16 protein-coding genes are annotated in these 20,979 nt (G+C 52.5%); 14 read left to right on the top strand and 2 right to left on the bottom strand.

Features of this window, described 5'->3' with window-relative positions; genetic code table 11:
- Positions 1-185 precede the first annotated feature (185 nt).
- The 4 genes from ACFQ88_RS30535 to ACFQ88_RS30520 all read left to right on the top strand — a co-directional run bounded on the left by ACFQ88_RS30535 (position 186) and on the right by ACFQ88_RS30520 (position 5,502).
- Entirely contained in the window at positions 186-1,250 is a 1,065-nt protein-coding gene (locus ACFQ88_RS30535) for an alpha/beta hydrolase fold domain-containing protein (protein ID WP_379460271.1), read from the top strand.
- Positions 1,251-1,261: 11 nt separating this feature from the next.
- The gene (locus ACFQ88_RS30530) at positions 1,262-2,818 is read left to right on the top strand and encodes a right-handed parallel beta-helix repeat-containing protein (RefSeq protein WP_379460269.1); all 1,557 of its coding nucleotides are present in this window, start codon (positions 1,262-1,264) and stop codon (positions 2,816-2,818) included.
- Positions 2,819-3,081: 263 nt separating this feature from the next.
- Positions 3,082-4,407 (top strand): ABC transporter substrate-binding protein, encoded by a 1,326-nt coding sequence (locus tag ACFQ88_RS30525; protein ID WP_239634166.1) that lies wholly within the window; start codon positions 3,082-3,084, stop codon positions 4,405-4,407.
- Positions 4,408-4,548: 141 nt separating this feature from the next.
- Positions 4,549-5,502 carry a D-2-hydroxyacid dehydrogenase gene (locus ACFQ88_RS30520; RefSeq protein WP_379460266.1) on the top strand — a complete coding sequence of 318 codons (954 nt, stop codon included), beginning with the start codon at positions 4,549-4,551 and terminating at the stop codon, positions 5,500-5,502.
- A gap of 27 nt (positions 5,503-5,529) precedes the next feature.
- Here the strand turns inward: ACFQ88_RS30520 and ACFQ88_RS30515 are convergent, their stop codons facing one another.
- Entirely contained in the window at positions 5,530-6,366 is an 837-nt protein-coding gene (locus ACFQ88_RS30515; RefSeq protein WP_239634168.1) for a helix-turn-helix transcriptional regulator, read from the bottom strand.
- Positions 6,367-6,509: 143 nt separating this feature from the next.
- On the opposite strand from ACFQ88_RS30515, the gene ACFQ88_RS30510 reads away from it, so the two are divergent.
- The 8 genes from ACFQ88_RS30510 (at position 6,510) to ACFQ88_RS30475 (ending at position 17,471) form a co-directional block, all read left to right on the top strand.
- Positions 6,510-8,300 carry an alpha-L-fucosidase gene (locus ACFQ88_RS30510; RefSeq protein WP_379460264.1) on the top strand — a complete coding sequence of 597 codons (1,791 nt, stop codon included), beginning with the start codon at positions 6,510-6,512 and terminating at the stop codon, positions 8,298-8,300.
- Between the two features lie 943 nt (positions 8,301-9,243).
- Positions 9,244-9,762: a MarR family winged helix-turn-helix transcriptional regulator gene (locus tag ACFQ88_RS30505; protein WP_379460262.1), complete on the top strand. Its 519-nt coding sequence runs from the start codon at positions 9,244-9,246 to the stop codon at positions 9,760-9,762.
- A 78-nt stretch (positions 9,763-9,840) separates the two neighbouring features.
- Positions 9,841-9,972, top strand: coding sequence for a hypothetical protein (locus ACFQ88_RS30500; RefSeq protein WP_379460260.1), 132 nt, complete (start codon positions 9,841-9,843; stop codon positions 9,970-9,972).
- 234 nt (positions 9,973-10,206) lie between these two features.
- Positions 10,207-12,468, top strand: coding sequence for a helix-turn-helix domain-containing protein (locus tag ACFQ88_RS30495; RefSeq protein WP_379460258.1), 2,262 nt, complete (start codon positions 10,207-10,209; stop codon positions 12,466-12,468).
- A 297-nt stretch (positions 12,469-12,765) separates the two neighbouring features.
- Positions 12,766-13,608 carry an ABC transporter permease gene (locus ACFQ88_RS30490; protein ID WP_379460463.1) on the top strand — a complete coding sequence of 281 codons (843 nt, stop codon included), beginning with the start codon at positions 12,766-12,768 and terminating at the stop codon, positions 13,606-13,608.
- A gap of 15 nt (positions 13,609-13,623) precedes the next feature.
- Complete coding sequence (locus ACFQ88_RS30485) at positions 13,624-14,496, top strand: carbohydrate ABC transporter permease (protein ID WP_379460256.1); 873 nt, start codon at positions 13,624-13,626, stop codon at positions 14,494-14,496.
- Between the two features lie 89 nt (positions 14,497-14,585).
- Positions 14,586-16,148 carry an extracellular solute-binding protein gene (locus tag ACFQ88_RS30480; RefSeq protein WP_379460254.1) on the top strand — a complete coding sequence of 521 codons (1,563 nt, stop codon included), beginning with the start codon at positions 14,586-14,588 and terminating at the stop codon, positions 16,146-16,148.
- Positions 16,149-16,388: 240 nt separating this feature from the next.
- On the top strand, positions 16,389-17,471 hold the full coding sequence (locus ACFQ88_RS30475) for a Gfo/Idh/MocA family protein (RefSeq protein WP_379460252.1): 1,083 nt from the start codon (positions 16,389-16,391) through the stop codon (positions 17,469-17,471).
- Positions 17,472-17,547: 76 nt separating this feature from the next.
- On the opposite strand, the gene ACFQ88_RS30470 is transcribed toward ACFQ88_RS30475, so the two are convergent.
- Positions 17,548-18,741, bottom strand: a complete 1,194-nt coding sequence (locus tag ACFQ88_RS30470; RefSeq protein ID WP_379460250.1) for a nitric oxide synthase oxygenase — start codon at positions 18,739-18,741, stop codon at positions 17,548-17,550.
- Positions 18,742-18,885: 144 nt separating this feature from the next.
- On the opposite strand from ACFQ88_RS30470, the gene ACFQ88_RS30465 reads away from it, so the two are divergent.
- Positions 18,886-19,485 carry a TetR/AcrR family transcriptional regulator gene (locus ACFQ88_RS30465; RefSeq protein ID WP_239634177.1) on the top strand — a complete coding sequence of 200 codons (600 nt, stop codon included), beginning with the start codon at positions 18,886-18,888 and terminating at the stop codon, positions 19,483-19,485.
- Positions 19,486-19,672: 187 nt separating this feature from the next.
- Positions 19,673-20,884 carry an MFS transporter gene (locus ACFQ88_RS30460; protein WP_379460247.1) on the top strand — a complete coding sequence of 404 codons (1,212 nt, stop codon included), beginning with the start codon at positions 19,673-19,675 and terminating at the stop codon, positions 20,882-20,884.
- The last annotated feature ends 95 nt before the right edge of the window (positions 20,885-20,979 follow it).

Raw genomic sequence — 20,979 nt, 5'->3', positions numbered from 1 at the left:
GCAGTTAAATAAGGCTCAGAAGCGGCCGATAAATTGACTCATTACAAACTTATATAATTGTTATTATGCATATTGACCGCGCTTACATCATTGTATATAGTTGGATTAAAGGTTAGATAAGAGTCAATATTGGGTTAAGGGGAATGCCGATGCGACTCACATTAGGGTACAAAGGGGTTGTGATCATGATGAGTATACTCGCTGTGACGATAGCCTGCACTTCGGCTCCGTCCTCACGTTCCGCCGAGCACGACGGGGCGTCAACACAAACTGCAAGGCAGGGGGCCGGAGGAACGACATCTGCCGTCAACGACGTACCGGCTGCGGCGAAAACGGAAGAGGAGCCGCCTTTTGTCGCGCCGAAGGGGGTTACGCTGTATGAAGAAGTCGAGATCGGAAAAGCCGGGAATCGCCCGATGCATGCTTCGATAGCCGTCCCGGAAACGCCGCCGGACGCTCCGATGCCCGTTATGGTCTATATCCACGGAGGCGGCTGGAATCACGGCGACAGGAAAGGGGCGCTTGGTTCCATTTGCGGTTACGTAACCAAGAGAGGGTATATCGGCGTGTCCCTGGATTACCGGCTTACTCCGGAAGCTCCGTTTCCTGCCCAGCTTCAGGATGTGAAGCTTGCCATCCGCTATTTACGAGCTCATGCCAAGCAGTACCACATCGATCCGAGCCGGATCGGCGTGTGGGGTGTATCCGCAGGAGGCCACTTGGCTGCGCTGCTCGGAACTACCGGAGACTTGGCGTCGGCGAATCGGGGATCGATGTCTGGCGGCGGAGATAAAGCGATCGCAATCGACTTGTCCGGTACAGGCGGCTGGCCGGACTATTCCGAGCAAGTGCAGGCCGTAGCCGATTGGTACGGGCCGTCCGATTTCACGACTAAGGAAGCGGATTCGAACAAGTCGATCGCCGCATTAATGGGCAATAAGCGCGCTCTTACGGTGCCGGAGCTGGCGAGATCGGCGATGCCGGGGACGTATGCTTCCCCCAACACGCCCCCTTTCTGGATACGTCATGGGGATGCAGATACGACGGTGCCGTTTACGGAGAGCGTGAAGCTCGCGCAGCAGCTGAAGGATGCGGGCTCCCCCGTCGTCGATTTCAAAATCGTACCGGGCCAAGGCCACGGCTTCAAGGGCGAGGCGGCGGCGCAGGCTTCTGAGGAAGCTTGGGCGTTTATGGACCAGCATGTCAAGCATCGGATCGTATCGGAACCCATCCTGTATAAGAAGAAGTAAAGGAGACTGCGATGATCAAATCGGTTCGTTCATCAGCGATAATCGCTGCTGTCGCTGCCCTGTTTCTTATAACCGTGACAACGGTTATTATTGCGGTGCAGCGGCAGCACGCGGAGCCGGCAGCTGAAGGCATAACGCCCGCCATGCCGGCAGCACCTGCTCCAGCTCCGACAACGTCGCCGTCGCAAGCTTCTGCTCTTGTGCTTGCCTCTTCGGAAAAGCCCGGCTTATACCGGGCGGACGGTACGGAGCATCGGCTTCATGACGATCACCCGGTGACGGGGAAGACGCTCCGCGCTGCCGATTTCGGCGCGGACCCGGCGGATAACGGAACGGATGACGCTGAGGCCATTAACGCTGCCATCAAGGCGGCACAGCCCGGGGATGAAGTGCTGCTGAGCAATGGCGTGTACAATTTAATCCGTACGCTTCCTGCGGATAAAACCGCGAATATCGAGCTGAAAAGCGGAGTCAATTTGCGCGGCGAGAGCCAGGACGGCGTCATTCTTCGCTCGTACCTGGACCAGCCTGATTCCAACACGAGAGTCATCAAAGCGCTCGGCGTCGACAGCATTCTCATTTCCCATCTGACCGTCAGCTCCGATTTCAAAGGCAAGTATCCTACCGACCGGACGGCAAACAATCCGGATCGTGGCGGACCTCTCGTAGGTATTTACATTGAAGACGCCTCATCCAGAGGCTCCCGCCAAATCACCATTGATCATGTGACCGTCGAGAAGTATCAGCGGATGGGAGTCCGCATTAGCCGAAGTCACGATGTTATCGTACGGAACTCGTTGTTCCGCGACGCTACGGATCTCGGCGGAGGCGGCGCAGGATACGGCGTCGTCATGCAGGGGATTCCCAAGGTGAGCCGCAGCGGCTTTGAGAACGATTCGTATTTTAACGTGGTAGAAACCAGCCGGTTTGAAGGGCCTTATATACGTCACGGGGTATTAATCCAATACCTTTCTCACAACAATGCCGTACGGAACAACACGTTCCAGTCTACGGCTCTCGATTCGATCGATCTGCACGGCGAAGGCGAGTATTTGAACGAAATTCATCATAACGCCATCAGCGGCATCATCACGGGTGCAGGCATCGGCTTGGGAAATACGGGAGGGACGCCGCCCAACAATCATTCGGCTTCCGGGCCAGGTAATTTCATTCATCACAATACGATTAAGGGGTCGCGCAGCGGCATTACGGTTTCAATGGGGAGCCCCGATACCATCATAGAAAACAACACGATTACCGGAAGTGCAGTGAAGAACGGAACCGGTGTTACCGTGATGAACGGCCCGGGGACGATCGTACGCAATAATACGATTCGTGACAACATAGCGGACGGCTTCTGGGGAATAGCTCTGCTGAGCGATCCGGGGGATAAAAGCAACAACGGACTGGGAGCCGGGATTCCCGACGACGTCCGGATCACAGGCAATATCGTAACGCACAACACCAACGGGGTTAAAATTGCCCAAGGCACGAATATCTTGGTGCAAGGGAATGACATTCGGGACAATGTACGTGACAATTTCGTAGACCAGCCGGCAGCCAAATGATAATGCGCGATGAGGCATCGACTCTCCAAATCACAAGTCAAGGACCGCGAACGCGGGGCTTGGCTTTTTGCTGTTGCTGAGGGGAACTCCCCTTACGACGAGCAGAGAGAGTATGTCTTCTAGCTTTATTCATAGAACAAAACAAATAAATGAAATTTTCAGGCAAAATTCCTAAAGTTTACGTCATTTCTTTATGTTATTGTAAAAGGGTAATGGGAAATAAAGCGTTTTCTTAAAAAGGGGAATCGGGGAGGAATTATCGAATGATCAAGAAAGGTTTGTTAGTATCGACAGCGGCGCTGATCGCTCTTGCAAGCGGTTGCAGCAGCAAGCAGGAGCCTGCGGCTGCGGATACGGGGAAAACGGCGCAGCAGCAAGCAGTCAGCAACGAGCCCGTAGAGCTGGTGCTGTATTCTACAGCTGCCACTTCCGAAGAGGAAGTGCAAAAGAAATTTATCGATCCGGTAAAGCAGAAGTTCCCGAACATCACGATCAAATATATTAAAAAAGGAACCGGAACGACAATAGACGAAATGGTCGCCTCAGGCCAAACGATCGATATTTACTATGAGAGCACGAACTATTTTTATACGGTGAGCAATTACGATCTGGCCTACGATATGACGGATCTGATCAAGAAGCACAATATCGATCTGAGCGCCTTCGAGCCGACGATGATCGATTTTGCCAAGTCGATGTCCAAGAACGGTATTTATGGCTTGCCGGTATGGTCACAAAACGTCATCCTGTTTTACAATAAGGATATATTCGATAAATTCGGCGTCCCTTATCCGAAGAACGGCATGACTTGGGATGAATTGCAGCAAACTGCGAAAACGCTTACGCGTACGGACGGCGACAAGCAGTATTTGGGCTTTGCTTCTTCACCGGCCCATACCATCAAAGCGAATCAGCTGGGGCTGACGTTCCTCGACCCGAAGACGGATAAGGCGACGATTCAAACGGACGAGAAGTGGAAGCAGCTGTACCAGACGTACTATGTCAATCCTTCCAACGATCCGAATTACAAGAAGGCGATGGTAGCGCTGAAAAACAAGCTTCCGTACAAGGATCCGTTCCTGAAGGATAGGAACCTGGCGATGATGGCTTACTTGTCCGATCTTGATTGGGCGAATTCGGGCTCGGAAGGCATGAACTGGGACATTGCGGCGTTGCCGTCGTTCAAGGATATGCCGACCATTGGTTCTCAAGCGTATCCTTTCTATTGGGGCGTAACCAAACAGAGCAAATACAAGGATCAGGCGATGCAGGTTATCCAATATTTGACGAGCGTCGAATACCAGACAAAGCAAGTGCGCAGCGGTACGATGACGGCGCTTAAAGACGACGCGATCAAGAAGCAGTTTGCCCAGGACAGCAAGTATAAGGACAAAAACACGAGCGCCGTTTTCTATCATCAATATGCTCCGATGCCGGCAAGATCTCCATATGAAGGGGATGCGCAAAAAGCTTACGAAGATGCGATTCATGAAGCGGCGCTGGGCGATACGGATTTGAATACGCTGTTCCGCAAAATTGAGGAAACGGCCAATAAAGCGGTTGACGCCGCCAAGGCCAAAACAAAATAATGGAGTAACGCCGCATTTCGCGCTTCCAGCCGGAATGCGGTTTTTGCTGTGCGGGGACGGCTGTAGCAGGCAAAATTTCGCCAAGACGGGTCGAACTTGTTCGCGCGGCGATGGTATAATGTGGACAAAGGAGCTGATAGGATGTCCAAAATCGTGTGTGTTCATGCTTTGACTGACGAACAGGTGGAACGGATTCGCCAAACGGCGCCGGGGTGGGAGCTCGTTCACGGCAAAGAAAAGGAGCTGTGGATCGGCCATCTGAAGGATGCGGAAATCGTTGTGGACTGGAAGGACGTATGCAAGACGGAATGCTTGCAGCCGGACTCGAAGCTTCGATGGGTGCAAAACTGGGGCGCCGGAGTGGACCGGATGCCGCTTGGCGAGCTTGCCGAGAGAGGCATATGGCTGACCAACGCCAGCGGCGTCCATGCGTTCCCGATCTCGGAGACGATCTTGGCCATGATGCTTGGCTTTACCCGCAAGCTGCACTTGTCCATTCGGCATCAGCTGAAGAGCGAATGGAAGGGCACGGGTACGCTCGGAGAAATTCATGGCAAAACGATGGGGATTATCGGTGTAGGTGCCATAGGGGAAGAAACAGCCCGGCTTGGCAAAGCGTTCGGGATGCAGGTGCTGGGTGTCCGCAGGTCCGGGAGGCCAAGCGAGTTTGTGGATCGTATGTACGATAATGACGGGCTGGATGCCGTGCTGGAGCAGAGCGATTATGTCGTCGTGACCGTCCCGGCAACCGATGAGTCACGACATATGTTCGGCCGCCGACAATTCGAACGGATGAAGCCGACGGCGATGTACATCAATATCGGCCGCGGCGCAACGACGGATACGGAGGCCCTTATCGATGCGCTGCAGAACGGGACGATAGCCGGAGCGGGACTGGACGTCTACGAGCAAGAGCCGCTGCCCGATTCGAGTCCATTATGGCAGATGGACAATGTGATCATGACGCCGCACAATTCCGGGTCGACGGACCAGTATAACGAACGGGCGTTTGAGATTTTCTTGCATAATCTTCAAGAGTACGTGCAGGGCAAGGCTCCTTCGCGAAATCGGGTCGATTACGAGCGGCAGTATTAGGTTGTTTCATACAAGCAAGCATTCATACTACTGAGGAGCACTCGGCCAGCCCCGGAATTCGGAAGGGGCGACGCCGAGTCTTTTTTTGAACGCTTTGGAAAAATGGAAAATATCGTGGAACCCCGTCGCTCTCGCGATTTCTCCGATCGTCATATCCGAGACGGACAGCAGCTGCTTCGCCTTCTCCAATCTTCTTTCGTATATGTAGGCCATCGGCGTGGTGCCCAGATGGTTTTTGAAATAACGGATAAAATAGTTCGGATGATGATGTATCAGCTCGGCGAGCTCCGTGACTGTTATATCGTTTGCCAGCTTGGAGTCAATATATTGAAGTACTTTGCTGAGCTTGTCGCTTGCCAGCGTGCCGGCCGTCTGGGGTCGGGCTTGAACCGCCTGTTCCACGTAGCAGGAAATGACGTCGAGAAGCGCCGCTTGGATTCGGATGGATCTGGCCGGTCCGTTGGCCCTCCTAGCCGCGATCAATCGTTCGAATGATGCAATGGTCTCGTCAGGCATACTGGCTGTAATGCAGTAAGGAAGCTGAAACAGGGAGAACAGGTTCATAAAGCTGAGATTCGAAGTGAAGTGGCACCACAGCATTTTGTAGGTATGATTCGGGTCCATGACGGAAAAAAACTGGGACAAGCCCGCTGGCGCAAACACGAGCTGCCCCGGCTGCGGAAACAGCTCCTGTCCTCCGACCATCATTCGGCCTTCTCCTTCGAGGATGTAATAGATTTTGCTGTAAGTCGGCGTGAAAGGCCCTTGTACCCAATCCGGCTTGCACTTGCTTAACAGCGAGATGATAAGCTCGACCTTCACTTCAGACAGAAAAAGGCTGATGGGCATCTCGTTTTGTCCCATATTGTTACCCACCCCCATAAATCCTACCTGCGCCGGGCAGCAGCATAGGTTAGTTTCGTACAAATTCACGTTAACCGCATCTATATGGATTATAACATATCGGACTTACAATAGAGGAGAAGACAAACTAACGGAGGTTTCCAATGGCACAACGAGATATGTATATGGATAACGCGGAGGCGGAAGCCGAGCTGAGTACAACCGAGCTGCAATTTACTGGAGAAGCCCAGGACCGCAGACTGGCTTGGTGGAGAGAAGCACGGTTCGGGATGTTCATCCACTGGGGCTTATATTCGCTTCTCGGCGGCGTATGGAAAGGAAAGGAAGTGCCGGGCACATACGGCGAGCACATTATGCTCCGCGGGCAAATTCCGGCGAAAGAGTACGAGACGATAGCGGAGGAATTCAATCCGGTTAACTATAATGCGGACGAATGGGTGAAAAGCGCCAAAGAGGCGGGAATGAAATATTTGGTCATTACGGCCAAGCATCACGACGGCTTTGCGATGTACGATTCTCCGGTATCGGATTTCAACATTGTGAAGCGAACGCCTTACGGCCGCGATCCGATGAAGGATTTAGCCGAAGCTTGCCACAAGCATGGCGTGAAGCTGTGCTTCTACTATTCGCATTCGATGGACTGGCACCATCCGGATTCGCAGGGGAATACGCATGATTATCCGGGCAATATTGGAGCTTGGGACGATCTGGAATCATGGATCCATGACGAGGAAAAGCGGACGCGATACGAGCGGTATTTGAATGAAAAAGCATTTCCGCAGCTGAAGGAGCTGCTCACCCAGTATGGTGACGTAGCGGTAATTTGGTTCGATTGCGGCCATAAAGTAACGGATGAGCAGGGACAGCGGTTCGTCGATTACGTACGCAGCCTGCAGCCTAACTGCCTGATCAACCGCCGCGTAAGGCGGGACGGCTTCGGCGACTACGGCAACTCCGGGGACAACCAGCTTCATATCCGCATTAACCGGAGAGACTGGGAGTCTATCCATACGATGAACAATTCGTGGGGCTACAAAAAGACGGATCATAACTGGAAATCCGTGAAAGGCATTTTGCACAACATGATCGACGTGTTCAGCCTGAACGGAAACTATCTGCTGAATGTAGGTCCTACGCCAGAGGGCGAATTTGACGAGAAGTCGAAGGAGATTCTGGCAGGCGTTGGCCGGTGGATGAACACGAACGGCGAGAGCGTGTACGGAACGACGGGCAGTCCGATCGGCAAGCCGCAATGGGGGCGCTGCACGGCGAAGGGCTCGAAGCTGTACTTGCACGTTTTCGATTGGCCGGCCAGCGGCAAGCTGATCGTTCCGGGCTTGCGCAGCAGCATTGCGAAGGCGTATTTGCTTGCCGATCCGGCGCAGGCGGAGCTTGAGCATCACCGCTTATCCGGTGAGGATGCCGTCATTTCCGTACCGGCATTGCCTGTCGATCCCGATGCGACAGTCGTCGTAGTGGAAATCGAAGGCAGTGTGGACGCAAATCCGGTGAAGCGTCTGCATAAGCAGGACCATTTGAATGTATTCGGAGCTTTCGACGGAGACATTCAAGGGGAGAAGCTTCGCTATGATACGGGCAAAGCCGGACGTGACGTCGTGACGAACTGGGCGGATGCGAACGACAGCATCAGCTGGACGTACCGGGCGGCGGAAGCGGGAGACTACGAAGTGAAGATCGTGTACGGCGCGGAGGAAGGCGCAGCGGGCGGCTCGTTCTCCGTGGAGACAGCCGGGCAGAAGCTGTCGGGCCAAGTCGCTCCGAAGGGCGACGGCTACAAATTTATGGGAGAGACGCTTGGAGTGATCCGTATTGAGCAGCCGGGCGAATACAAGCTGACGGTCAGCGCGAATGAGCTTACCGGCAGTGTGCTGATGAACTTGAAGGAAGTACAATTAGCGCCTGTACAGGCGTAATCGGGAACTCCACCGGACTTTGCTCTCAAGCGAAGACCGGTGAGTTTGTTAAGAAACCAATGCAACTAAAATTTCTGCAGGGTATCCCGGTGGGGGACCGCCCTCCAGCCGCTGTTGTTTTCAGAGAACAATAAATTTGTCACACTTCGGCGGTAATTTTTTCTGAAAACAAAGGCAGACAATTAAGTGTTTTCCGCAGGAAAACTGGCTTCGTAAGCGGAGATACCTCACCTTCCTATTGCATTAAAGAGCAGCTCACTTTATACCCCGATGGGGTATACACCTCAGCCGGGCTTACGAGGATCGGACAGGAGATCCGTTATTTTCTAGAATGATGCTGTTTTTGGGGTGTGATCGGACCGTGAGTCCGTTATTTGCTATTTTTGCCCCCCAAAAATGTGCATTATCGCGAAATAGCGGATCTGTAGTCCGATCGCCCTTCAAAAAGGGCCGTTTTGGGTAAAATAACGGATCTACGGTCCGTTGCAAGATGATCAACTCTTCCCAACGGATAGGCGATTGGATTCGCCCAATGAAACTGTACACAGGGACAGCGGGATCCGACGATGGACCTCTTATTGGAACGTGGTGTTCACTTGTAACGTTACAGCGTCAATGTCCAGATAAAATAAGGAGCCTTATCGCTCCTTCTGGAGAGACCACCTAACTTGCATCAGCATGTTTGGGTAAATCAGTTTATCAACAGCCTGACCGGACTTTGACTGCAAGCGAAGTCCGGTTTTTATAGGCTGCAATCTTGCAGCTATCCATTTTATTTCTTACTTGATTTATAGGAATTGTTGTGTTAATTTAGGTTCATACCCAATGGTTTGAAATCAAAATAAAACGGTTCGCCTACTGGATTGCCAATGGCCCCGAACACATTCAGCGTGACTGAGTGATGGACGGCGGCCTTTTTGTTTTGTTCGAAAGGAGAAGGAAGATGGACTCGATGCAGCCGACGACGCTGGAGCTGGATCGCCAGTTTCGGACGATGATACGCAAATTCATAGTAGAGCGGGATAAAATCGCGGTTAAGCAAACGCTGACGCTGCCGCAGCTGAACGTGCTGAGCATGCTGGACCGGGAGGGGCCGCTCAAAGCGGGGACGCTGTCGGAGGAGCTTCATTTCTCCCCGGGAGCGATGACCGCGCTGTGCGATAAGCTGGTGAAAGACGGATATGTATCGCGGCAGCGTCCGCATAACGACCGCAGGATCATGCTTCTCAGCATTACAGCCAGAGGGAAACAGCTTCTGCAGGAGGTAGTTCCCGTGCAAAAAGAGCATATGCGCCTTCTGTTTCAAGGCTTTTCCGATGAGGACGTCCGATGTTTGCTGCAGCTTAGCAACCGGGTGTTTCAAAATCTGCAAGGTTATTCCGAAGCGATGAAAAGACGGATCGAAGAAACTCTGGAGCCGCCCGGTATAACGGATGGAGAAACGGCTGCACAAAGCTCGTAGCGGGATCGATTAGTCAGGCTGACGGGCTCGATCAGCATCGGGTTCTCCTTCGGACTATTCAAAATTGGCGAAAGTGCGGTGACGCCGGTTGTTCCGCTGTATGAAACTCCGTATAGCTTCAGCGGGGAAATAAAGAAGGTTGTGTTCGTCACCTCGTCACCGCAGCTCGATGCGCCGGCTGCAGCGGAGCTGGAGCTGGCCACGAAGTAGGCTCAACCAAGAAAGCAAGACGTGCTAGTGACACAATACACGCTGAGTTATTTGTACGATCAACATCCCGATGCAGCGCACCGCGCTGCCGGGATTTTTTTATGGGCGCAGGTCAAGGAAACCGGTACTACGGTCGGACACCGTTTCGCCACGATTCTACAACATCAGCCATTCGTTTGTAATAAAATAGAGCGAAAGGAACCATATCATCTGTGGCCGGGAGGAACGAATTGGATGAAAATGAGCTGGTACTACCGCATACTCCTGTCTTACGCTCCGATATTTTTTCTAGTTGTTTCCGTGCTGATTTTCTCATTTTTTGCGGTATTGAACAATTCGGCCCAAGAGCAAATTTCATGGACGGAAGAGGCTATTGCAACAAAGGTCATGCAGGCGGTCGATAACAATTTGAAGGCGGCCGAGCGCATGGTGATTAAGGATATTTACATGAATGAAGTGCTTGCCCCGTTTTTTCAGGAAAACATAGACCGGACGGTGTATGACTTTTTCCTCATCTCCCGCAAGCTGGACGATTTTTCGGCTATGCTGCCATTTTCCAATTCCATTTATTTGTACAACGAGCAAACGGGCAAAGTGCTGTCCCGAAGCGGACTGTCGAGCCTAGAGCAATTCGGGGACCGCGACTTCCTGCTCGATGCTTACCGGTCGGGACGCAACAGCTCGGGATGGAGCAGCCCGCGAATCTTTAAAGAGTTTTCGCATGAGGCCGGCGGGGAGCGCGTCGTCACCTTGTTCAAATATTTTCCGTTCAGCGGGGACAAGCGGGGGGCTGTCGTCGTGAATGTCCGGGTATCCGCTCTGCTCGGGTTCATCAAGGATTTGACCCGCTACGATACGGGGCTCATTCAGCTTTATGCGGAGAACGGTGCGTCATTCGATACGTACCAGCCTTCGCAGCAGTCCAAAGCCGCCTCCCCGGGGGAGCGGACTCCGGCCGTTTCGGATTATACAGGGTGGCATTACGTATCCGGCGCTCAAAGCGACAAAAAGCTGTCGTACCTCTCGTTGTTCCATGACTTCTGGATCATGGTAGGGCTGGCGGCGGTCATTGCAGGTATCGCTTGGTTTACTTACATCACCCATCGGAATTACAAACCGATTCAGGCTATCGCGGGCAGAATCCACGACTATTCGAAGCGCCGCAACGAGGAGCTCGTACGCCACACGACTAAAGACGAGCTCAAGTTCATCGAATCGGCTATAGACGGCTTGCTGGAGAGGTCGAGCCAATACGAGCAGCTGTACAAGGACGACCTGCCGGTGCGCAAGAGGCAGAGGCTGGCCGAATGGCTGGAAGGAAATACCTTGATGAATGAAATGCAATGGAAGCAGGAGATGCGCAAGCTGCAGCTTCCGAGCGATTTTCACCTGCTGCTTGTATCGGTGATGGAAATAGACAGGCATTCCGATTTCACGGCAGCTTATAGTCCGCGCGATCAATACTTGCTGAAGTTCGCCGTCAGCCAGGTGCTGCAGGAAATAGCGGAATCAATGCGGGTCACGTTGTGGAACGAGTGGCTGGAGCCCCATCAAATGGCAGCGGTGTTCTATATGAGCGACTCTGACGAGAACGAACGTGAGCGGGCGATGGACTGTATGAGACAGCTCCAGACGTGGATCAATGTTAATCTGGAATTTACCGTGTCAGTAGGAACCGGGACCGAGACACCGTTTTATTCGGAGGCTAACCGTTCTTACGATGAAGCCAGAGAGCGGCTGCTTCACAAGCCGTTATTTGCTTCCAATTGCTTTCTGGAGCACAAGGACTCCCGTCCGAAGGGAGAAGGACGCATTTTCCCCCATTTGCAGCTGCTCTCTACGCTGGCCCGCTCCTACCGGCTTGACGATGGTCAATGGCCGGTCCATTTGAACAAGCTGGCGCATTGCTTGCAGACCGGACAATTTTGCCAAGCGGATCTTCATCAAATTATGGATTATCTGCTGTATCAGTTTCATAAAGAGATGACGGAGCTGCCGGATGAAGTGCAGCAGTTGTGGGCTGATGAAGCGCTGCCGCAGCTGGAAGATATATCCAACCACGCCATAAGCCTAACCGATTGGCATGGGAGGCTGAGCCGTGTCCTTGCAGAGCTAGAGCCCCGGATCCGCGAGACGAGAGCGGTGCGCAACCATCATTTGCTTATGAACAGAGTGAAGCAATATATCGAGATGTACTATGCGGACCCCGATTTGTCGCTGAACAAGTTAAGCGATCATTTCGAGCTGAATCCGCGGTATTTAAGCAAGCTGTTTAAGGAAGAGTTCGGGGAGAAATTCATCGATTACATGCTCAAGGTCCGGCTGGAGGAAGCGAGCCGCCTGCTGCTCCAAACCGAGCTGCCGGTGCAGGAAATTGCCGAGCGGGTAGGGTATCAGCACGTCATTTCGTTCCACAGGGCATTCAAAAACATGTTCGGTCTGCCTCCCGGCGATTACCGGAAAAAATCGGATTCCACCCGGAATACCGGCGAATAACCGAATGTTGCGAAATGGTAAAGCGGGGATGACAAAACGTTAAGAGGATACTCCTTAGCCTCGATGTTACTTTTTGCTAAGCAGCGATTCATGTAAATTGACCGTGATGCGAGCATTGCTTTACTGTGGATATACACCGCAACAGTCACAACCGATTCAGATGGGAGGAGTTGTATGTCCGCAATCGGCAGCAAGACAGCCGTTGAGAAAGCGCTATCCCGAACGGCTGTCAAGAAAAAAAGCTTCAGGTTTCTTGCAAATCAGGACTGGCAATTGTATGCGTTGTTATTTTTGCCTATGCTTTACTTCCTTGTCTTCAAGTACATTCCGATGTACGGAGTCACCATTGCATTTAAAGAGTTCAACATGTTTCAGGGCATTTGGAAAAGTCCGTGGGCCGGTCTCGATGCGTTCCGCGAAATATTCCAAATGAGAGATTTCTACAAAGTGCTGCGCAATACGATGCTGCTTAACGTGCTGGACCTCGTCATATCGTTTCCGGCTCCGATCATCCTGGCGGTGCTGCTGAACGAGATCCGCATCAAGTGGTTCAAGAAGGGCGCGCAGACCATTTTGTACCTGCCACACTTCATCTCCTGGGTCATTATCGGAGGGATGGTATACCAGCTTTTATCTACGAACACCGGACTTGTTAACATCCTGTTAAAATCCGCAGAAATGAAAGCGATTCCTTTTCTGACCGAGCCATTCTATTGGGTTGCGACGTATATTGGGACCGGCGTGTGGCAAAGCGCAGGCTGGGGTACCATTATTTATTTGGCGGCCTTGACCGGTATCAACAAGGAGCTGTATGAAGCGGCGGAGGTGGATGGAGCCGGACGTCTGCGCAAAATATGGAACATTACGCTTCCGGGCATCAGGCCAACGATCGTTATTTTGCTAATCATCAATATTGGGCATATGGCTAGCATCGGATTTGAACGGCCGTTCGTGCTCAGCAATCCTCTTGTAACCGATGTGTCCGACGTTATCAGTACGTTCGTATACAAAGTGGGTATTCAGTCGGCTCGGTATACGATTGCAACGGCTATCGGATTGTTCCAGGCTGTCGTCGGTCTGATCTTCTTGTTGACTTCCAATTATATTTCCAAAAAAGTAACCGATCAGGGGATCTGGTAAAGGAGGAGGGGCATCATGAAAATCGGACGGATGGAGAAGTTATTTGACGGACTTATTATCGCAATCGTTGCGGCGGCGTCCTTCCTTGCGCTAGTACCGATTCTTCACCTGGCTTCGGTGTCGTTAAGCTCGAATGCGGCGATCTTATCGAACAAAGTGACGGTGTTCCCGGTGGAATGGAGCACGATGGCTTATCAGACCGTATTTCGCGATGTAAAAATGATCAACTCGCTGCTCTTTACGATTATGCTGGTCGTTCTCTTCACGGTGATTTGTATGGTCATGACCATATGTGCAGCTTACCCGTTGACAAAGAAGCATTTGAAGGGCCGCGATGCGTTTTTGCTGATGATCGTCTTCACGATGTTTTTCAGCGGCGGCCTTATCCCTGAATATTTGCTTGTCAAAACAATGAAGCTGACCAACTCGATTTGGGCGCTGGTGCTGCCCGGAATGGTCAACGCCTTTTACTTGATCATTCTGAAAACGTTCTTCTCTTCCATTCCCGATGAGCTGGAGGAATCCGCACGGATCGACGGAAGCTCGCACTTCGGCACGCTGATTCGGATCGTGCTGCCTCTCTCGCTGCCGGTACTCGCCACGCTAAGCCTGTTTTATGCGGTCGGCCGGTGGAACGGCTTCATGGACGCCTTGTTTTATATAACCAATCAGGATTTATACCCTATTCAGCTTAAGCTGTATCAGCTGGTTATCTCCAATCAAATGAGCGATGCTACGGCAACCGAGGGAATGAATTCGCTGGCTCCGGTTCCTGAAAGCTTGAAGGCCGCCAGTATCATGTTCGCAACGATACCTATATTGCTAGTGTATCCGTGGCTGCAGCGCTATTTTATATCCGGTATGATGATCGGCGCCGTGAAAGGGTAGAGGTGCTTCGAAAACCATGCCTCAAGGGGGATCAAAAAGCCAGTTCAGGGAAAGTTCCAGTCCAAATGAGAAAAGGGAGTTGAATGAACATGCGTAAGCACCCATCATTCAAGAAAACGACAGCAGGCGTACTCGCCGTTCTCTTACCGGCATTGACGCTTGCGGCTTGCTCGGATTCCGGTTCCGGGACCGGTGCGCAGGACGGGAAAAAGGGGGAGATGGTGACGCTCAAGATCGAGCTGTTCGACCGCGGCAATACGCCTCCGGGCGCGCCTCCTTTGACGGAAAGCTGGTTTGTCAAATATATGCAGGAGAAATTCGGCAATCCCAATAATATTAAGCTGGAGTTTGTAACCGTCCCTCGTACGGAAGAGGTGCCGAAGCTGAACGTGTTGATGGCGGCGAACGAGGCTCCGGATCTTATTTTTACCTACAGCGACCCTGCGGTTCAGAATTGGGTGAAGCAGGGCGGACTGACCGATCTGGGCGATTTGATCAACCAGCACGGGCCCAATTTGAAAAAATATCTCGGCGAACAGCTGCTGAACTACGGCGTCATTAACGGAAAGCAGTACACGATCCCGGCCAAACGGATCATCCTGGCGTCAAGCACGCCGATTATACGCAAAGATTGGCTCGATAAGCTCGGTATGCAGCCTCCTAAGACGACGGATGAATTTTATAACGTATTGAAAGCGTTTAAGGAGAAGGATCCCGGGGGAACCGGCGGCAAAGTCATTCCATACGGCATTCGCTACAACAACAACCTGGACCCGCTTGTAAGAACCTTCTGGAAAAAAATGACTGAGGAAGAATACTACACGCTGCCGGATTGGATGAAGCCTGGGCATAAGGAGGGGTACAAGTTCCTGAACAAGCTGTACAACGAAGGGCTGATCAGTCCGGATTTCGCGCTGGATAAGGACGGGAAGAAGTTCCAGGCGGATCTCGTGAACGGCCAGATCGGATTCGCGATTACGAATACGAACGAGCCGGTGTACCAGGCGTACTATTCGACCCTGCAAAAAAATGTGCCGAGCGCGGTCCTGCTGCCCGTCGATCCGTTTACGAACTATGAGGGCAAGCATGTCAAGCAGATTTATCATCCGTTATCCGCTCATATTATGGTTCCGAAGGCGAGCAAACGGGCTGTTGAAGTGATCAAGTTCCTGAACTGGATGTCCGACTACAATGTCATCTTCGATCTGCAAAACGGGACGGAAGGGGTTACGTACAAGAAAGGCGAAGACGGCGTTCCGATCTTCCTCGATACGGATGAAGCGAAAAAGGTCATGTACAATTACCTCGACTACAGCATGCTGATCAACGGTAAAGATATGGGCGATCCTGAGAAAACATTGAAGGCGAACGCAGCCGATCCGAAATATAAGGACTTTACGATGGACAGCATCAAGGTTGGGGATAACGACGGACAGCTGCCTGCAAGGTACGACCGTCCGATTGAGGCGCAAATCAAATACAACCAGACGTTGAGCGATAAAGGCGTCGAAATTACCGTCAAGACGATTACCGCCAAGCCGGCCGATTTCGATAAGCTGTATGACGATATGGTGGCGGAATATATGAAGATCGGCGGCAAAGAAGTAATGGATGAGATGAAGAAGGTATATGCGGAAATGAAGAAAAAGTAAGCTATGAGGGGCGGCCGGGACGGGCCGCCTTTTGATTTGGCGAGAAAATGAGATTGATGATGCCGGAAATGGTCAATAGTCTCGCGGAGGCCAAAGGCGAACGGTGCCGGGCATTGCTATTAGTAAGTATTGAAATTTGCAGCATCCGGTGGGATAGTAGATAAGGGGACTACTATCCGATGGAGTTGCTGTTATGTATTATTGTTGGGCAATCGTATCGGTTTATGGAGGAATAACGGGATGGACAAAATCAGATTCGGTATTATCGGCGGCGGCTGGAGGGCGAATTTCTACCTGACCATAGCCAAGGCGAGCCCCGAGCGGTTCGAGGTCGCCGGCGTCGTTGTAAGGGATGAGGCGAAAGCCGCTGCTTTCGCCGAGGAATGGCATGTTCCGGTCTACGGAACATTGGACGAGCTGATCACGAACGGCTCGCCGTCGTTCGTGGTCGTTTCGGTCCCGTGGGCTGCTAGCCCCGGGATCCTGAAGCAGCTCGCGGAGCGGGGCGTGCCCGCCTTGTCCGAGACGCCTCCGGCTCCGGACCTGGCAGGGCTTACGCAGCTCCACGCGGAGCTGACGCAGCTCGGCGCCCGAGTGCAGGTCGCCGAGCAGTACCCGCTGCAGCCGCTGCATGCGGCGCGGCAGGCTTGTATCGCTACGGGCCGGCTCGGCCGCGTATCGCAGGTGCAGGTATCCGTGGCCCACGGGTACCACGGATTGGCCTTGATGCGCCGATGGCTCGGCATCGGCTTCGAGACGGCGGAGATTCGGGCGTTCGCCTACGAATCGCCTATCGTCAAGGGCCCTGGCCGGGCCGGGGCACCGGAAGCGGAGGAGATGGCGGTCTCGAAGCAGACGATCGCGACGCTGCGCTTCGAGAACGGGCAGCTCGGCATCTTCGATTTCACGGGAGATCAATATTTCTCCTGGATTCGCTCCAATCGGGTACTAATCCGCGGCGACCGCGGCGAAATCGTGAACGATACGATGACGTATCTGCAAGATTACTTGACGCCTATCGAGCTGCCGCTCATCCGCAAAAACGCGGGAGAGAACGGGAATCTGGAGGGCTACTACCTGAAGGGCATTATGGCGGGGGAGCAATGGGTGTATAAGAATCCGCTTGCTCCGGCAAGGCTTACGGACGACGAGCTTGCCGTAGCGTCCTGCCTGCTCCGCATGGACGAATATTTGCGGACCGGCCAATCGTACTACAGCTTGGCGGACGCTTCGCAGGACCATTATTTGAACCTGCTCATTCAACAAGCGGTCGCGAGCGGGGAGACGGTAGTATCGGTTCGCCAGCCTTGGGCGGGGGAATGAGCGACCAATAAGCTGTTCACTAAAACAAAAGAAGCCTGCTCATCAAGAGCAGGCTATAGAGCATTTCCCAACACTCTTATGGGCGTTGGGAGCTCATATGAAACGGGCAGCCTTGAATGGTTAGCCCGTTTTCCTTGTTCTCAGACTGGCCGCTAGGAACGTCCACCGACTTCTCCTCTGCGGAGTACGGCAGCGGCTGGTACGAATAATTCGGACTCAGCTCCCGTTCCGTAAAGTAATAGTCCCAGATCGGCGTTGCCGTTGGGGACATGGGAGGGATGAGCCAAGACCATTTGCCGTTCACCTCGCGTCCGGCGTCGGCTTCCTGCCGCTGGAAGCGCATGAACTGCTCGCTCGCGGTATGATGGTCGACGATGCTGACGCCCCGGCTTTTGAAGGAATGAAGCACCGCGGCATTCAGCTCTACCAGCGCCCGGTCCTTCCACAGCGAAGCATTGGTCGACCGGTCCAGCCCCATCAGGTCGGCGATGGCCGGCAGCTGATTGTAGCGGGTTACGTCCGACAGGTTGCGTGCCCCGATTTCCGTTTCCATGTACCAGCCGTTGAATGGGGCCGCGGTATATTGGATTCCTCCGATTTCTAGCCGCATATCGGAAATGATCGGAACCGCGTACCACCTAAGACCGAGCCCGGCGAAGCGCTCGATCGCAGGATGGATTAACGGAACCTCCAGCACAAGCTCTGAGGGGATCCTGAACCACTTCGGCTGCTTGCCGTCGATCTGTACGACTAACGGCAAAACATCGAACGGAGTCCGGGCGCCCTCCCAACCGAGCTGAAGGCACTGCTTGGTAAATTCGACGGAGGCGGGATCGCCGACAATTCCGTCTTCAGTCTCATATCCGGCGTACCGGATGAGCTGATGGTTCCATATGCGAACGTGCCGGGCATGTGAGGCTGGAGCAAACACGGTGATCGACGGGCGTATGCGTCCGTTGTTCGTGGCAAAGCCGATATGCCGCATTAACGCTTGCGCGATGAGTTCTTCATCATCGAGCGCCCGCTCATCGAACACCTCAAGCGTAGGCCAGAACAGCCGGCCTATGCAGCGCGCATTATTTCTCCAGGAAGCTCTGGCACCGTATTGAAGCTCTTCGTATGTGTGCCGATACGTTCCTGTTTCTTCTATGCTATTGATAATTTCATCTATTCGCCGCTCCGCTTCCTCAGGCGTTTTGCCTAATTCCGCGCAGCAGGAACGGATGAAGGCAACGGCCTCATCCAGTACTTTTTGCTTATCGCTTGCCATGCTGCCATTCCTGCTTTCCGTCAATATATCGCTCGTCTTTACTATACTTCATTTTAGGCCGTTCAGGCTACTTTCAGGGTTTGACAAGCCACGGGACGGGAGCTATGATGATGGAAAACCGACCTGTAACAAGGAGTGAAAGGATTGCCGCGTAATGTCGAAAGGGACTTGGAGGCGCGAAAGGAACGGTGCCAGCAAATTTTGTCCGTTGCCGTAGAGCTTTTTGCCACCAAAGGTCTTGACGCAACCAAAATTTCCGATATTGCAGCCAAGGTAGGAATCAGCCATGGCCTTGTGTATAACTATTTTAAATCCAAGGAAGAAATTTATGCCTCGCTCATCAATATGAACCTGAACAGCTTGAAGGAGCATCTGGATCAAGTGGCTACGCTGCCGGCAGGGCCTCTGGAGAAGCTGTCTCTTCTGGCCGACAACCTGCTAAGGCACAAATGGGATGATGCCCTGTTCCATCAAATTTTCGTCGATCAGATTATGACATCGGACACGATTCCGGAGGAGCTGAAGCAATCGGTGCGGCGCGGCATATCGGATAACGTCGATAAAGTGGCCGACCTGTTCGCCGAAGGCCAGAGGGCCGGAGTCATTCTCGAGGGAGATCCGCGGGATCATTCGTTATTTTTTCTATCCTATATTCAAGTATCCACAGCATGCGAACGTCACGGTCTATACGTCAGGTCGAAGCCGGAGACGGTAATGAGGTATTTTTTGAATAAGCGTAGTTAAGCAGCAACAGCTAAGTCAATCGGACCTTTGGGCCGGTTGGCTTTTTTTGTGAACGTTTCAGAAAAATTTTTTATAACAAAATTCACAACTTGACTCAAAGTCAATTTATAGATTAATGTTGTATAGTAACCCGTCGCATAAGCAGATAAAGAGATAGGAAGCTATAGAAAAAGGAGAGAACCATGCGATGAATTCAGCACAAAACCGAAAATCCCCGCTCATCCTGCTCATGGCGAACATGTTCATAGCGATGCTTGGGATCGGTCTTATTATTCCGGTGCTGCCCGAGTTTTTGAAGGAATTCGGCGCCGGCGGCAAGACGGCAGGATATTTGGTGGCGGCCTTCGGGCTTACCCAATTTCTGTGCTCGCCGATTGCAGGGGAATGGTCCGATAAATACGGACGCAAAATTATGATTGTAGCAGGCTTGGCCTTATTTACGTTATCGAACTTCTTGTTCGCCGCGGCGTCGGAAGTGTGGGTATTGTACTTGTCCCGGCTGTTCGGCGGAGTTGGAGCGGCAGCGATGATCCCTTCCATTATGGCCTATATCGCCGATGTAACCACTGAGGAAAAGAGAGGGAAGGGGCTGGGATTGCTTGGAGCGGCGATGTCGCTCGGCTTTGTTATCGGCCCGGGTATCGGCGGCTTTTTGGCGGAGCTCGGCTTGCGCACTCCGTTCTATGTATCCGCAGGGGTAGGGGCTCTGGCGATGATTTCTACGCTGATTTTCCTTCCGGAGTCGTTGACCGCCGAGACGCGGTTGGCTAACCGGAACAAGGTTATCAAGCGCGAAAACATTTTCGCCCAGTTCTCCCAGTCGTTCAAGGCGCCTTATTTCATATTATTACTGCTGGTGTTTGCCTTGACGTTCGGTCTGGCCAATTTCGAAGCGATTTTTCCATTGTTCGTCGATCAGAAATATGCTTTTACCGCCAGAGACATTTCGATTCTGATCACGGTCGGAGCGTTAATTGGAGCCATTATTCAGGCCGTTCTTATCGATAAGCTCATCCGCCGCTTCGGCGAACGAACGCTTATTAACGCAACCTTCCTGCTCTCGGCGGCGTCGATGGTCCTGATGCTGCTGTCAGGTAACTTCTGGTATATTTTGCTTGTTACCTTGTTCTTCTTCACCTTTACTTCGATCATGAGACCTGCGATCAATACGCTGCTGTCCAAAATGGCCGGTGAAGAGCAAGGCTTCGTAGCCGGGATGAACAATGCTTACATGAGTCTTGGCAATATTTTCGGACCTGCGCTAGCCGGTATTTTGTTCGATGTCTATATCGACATTCCTTATTTGTTCGGCGCAGTGATTTTGCTAGGAAGCTTCGTCATCTCTTTCTACTGGGGCAAAAGAAGAGGCGTCAGAACCCAGGTTCAAAGCGAGATGTAATGAGAACCACCTAATGTGTTGAGGGCACATGCCCTTGACATTACTTTACAAACAGAGTAAGGTATAACCAACAATGATTGAGAGGGTGACCTTTA

Origin of the sequence: Paenibacillus sp. NPDC056579, from assembly GCF_042793215.1 — a bacterium.
In the GTDB taxonomy this organism is placed as follows: Bacteria; Bacillota; Bacilli; order Paenibacillales; family NBRC-103111; genus Paenibacillus_S.
The sequence above is the reverse complement of the archived record's forward strand: the minus strand, read 5'-3'. Positions and strand labels throughout refer to the sequence as shown.

Bases quoted from the DNA above. Each gene is read 5' to 3' on its own strand.
- ACFQ88_RS30535 (WP_379460271.1), top strand. From the start codon at position 186: ATGATGAGTATACTCGCTGTGACGATAGCCTGCACTTCGGCTCCGTCC.
- ACFQ88_RS30530 (WP_379460269.1), top strand. From the start codon at position 1,262: ATGATCAAATCGGTTCGTTCATCAGCGATAATCGCTGCTGTCGCTGCC.
- ACFQ88_RS30525 (WP_239634166.1), top strand. From the start codon at position 3,082: ATGATCAAGAAAGGTTTGTTAGTATCGACAGCGGCGCTGATCGCTCTT.
- ACFQ88_RS30520 (WP_379460266.1), top strand. From the start codon at position 4,549: ATGTCCAAAATCGTGTGTGTTCATGCTTTGACTGACGAACAGGTGGAA.
- ACFQ88_RS30515 (WP_239634168.1), bottom strand. From the start codon at position 6,366: ATGGGACAAAACGAGATGCCCATCAGCCTTTTTCTGTCTGAAGTGAAG.
- ACFQ88_RS30510 (WP_379460264.1), top strand. From the start codon at position 6,510: ATGGCACAACGAGATATGTATATGGATAACGCGGAGGCGGAAGCCGAG.
- ACFQ88_RS30505 (WP_379460262.1), top strand. From the start codon at position 9,244: ATGGACTCGATGCAGCCGACGACGCTGGAGCTGGATCGCCAGTTTCGG.
- ACFQ88_RS30495 (WP_379460258.1), top strand. From the start codon at position 10,207: ATGAAAATGAGCTGGTACTACCGCATACTCCTGTCTTACGCTCCGATA.
- ACFQ88_RS30490 (WP_379460463.1), top strand. From the start codon at position 12,766: ATGCTTTACTTCCTTGTCTTCAAGTACATTCCGATGTACGGAGTCACC.
- ACFQ88_RS30485 (WP_379460256.1), top strand. From the start codon at position 13,624: ATGAAAATCGGACGGATGGAGAAGTTATTTGACGGACTTATTATCGCA.
- ACFQ88_RS30480 (WP_379460254.1), top strand. From the start codon at position 14,586: ATGCGTAAGCACCCATCATTCAAGAAAACGACAGCAGGCGTACTCGCC.
- ACFQ88_RS30475 (WP_379460252.1), top strand. From the start codon at position 16,389: ATGGACAAAATCAGATTCGGTATTATCGGCGGCGGCTGGAGGGCGAAT.
- ACFQ88_RS30470 (WP_379460250.1), bottom strand. From the start codon at position 18,741: ATGGCAAGCGATAAGCAAAAAGTACTGGATGAGGCCGTTGCCTTCATC.
- ACFQ88_RS30460 (WP_379460247.1), top strand. From the start codon at position 19,673: ATGAATTCAGCACAAAACCGAAAATCCCCGCTCATCCTGCTCATGGCG.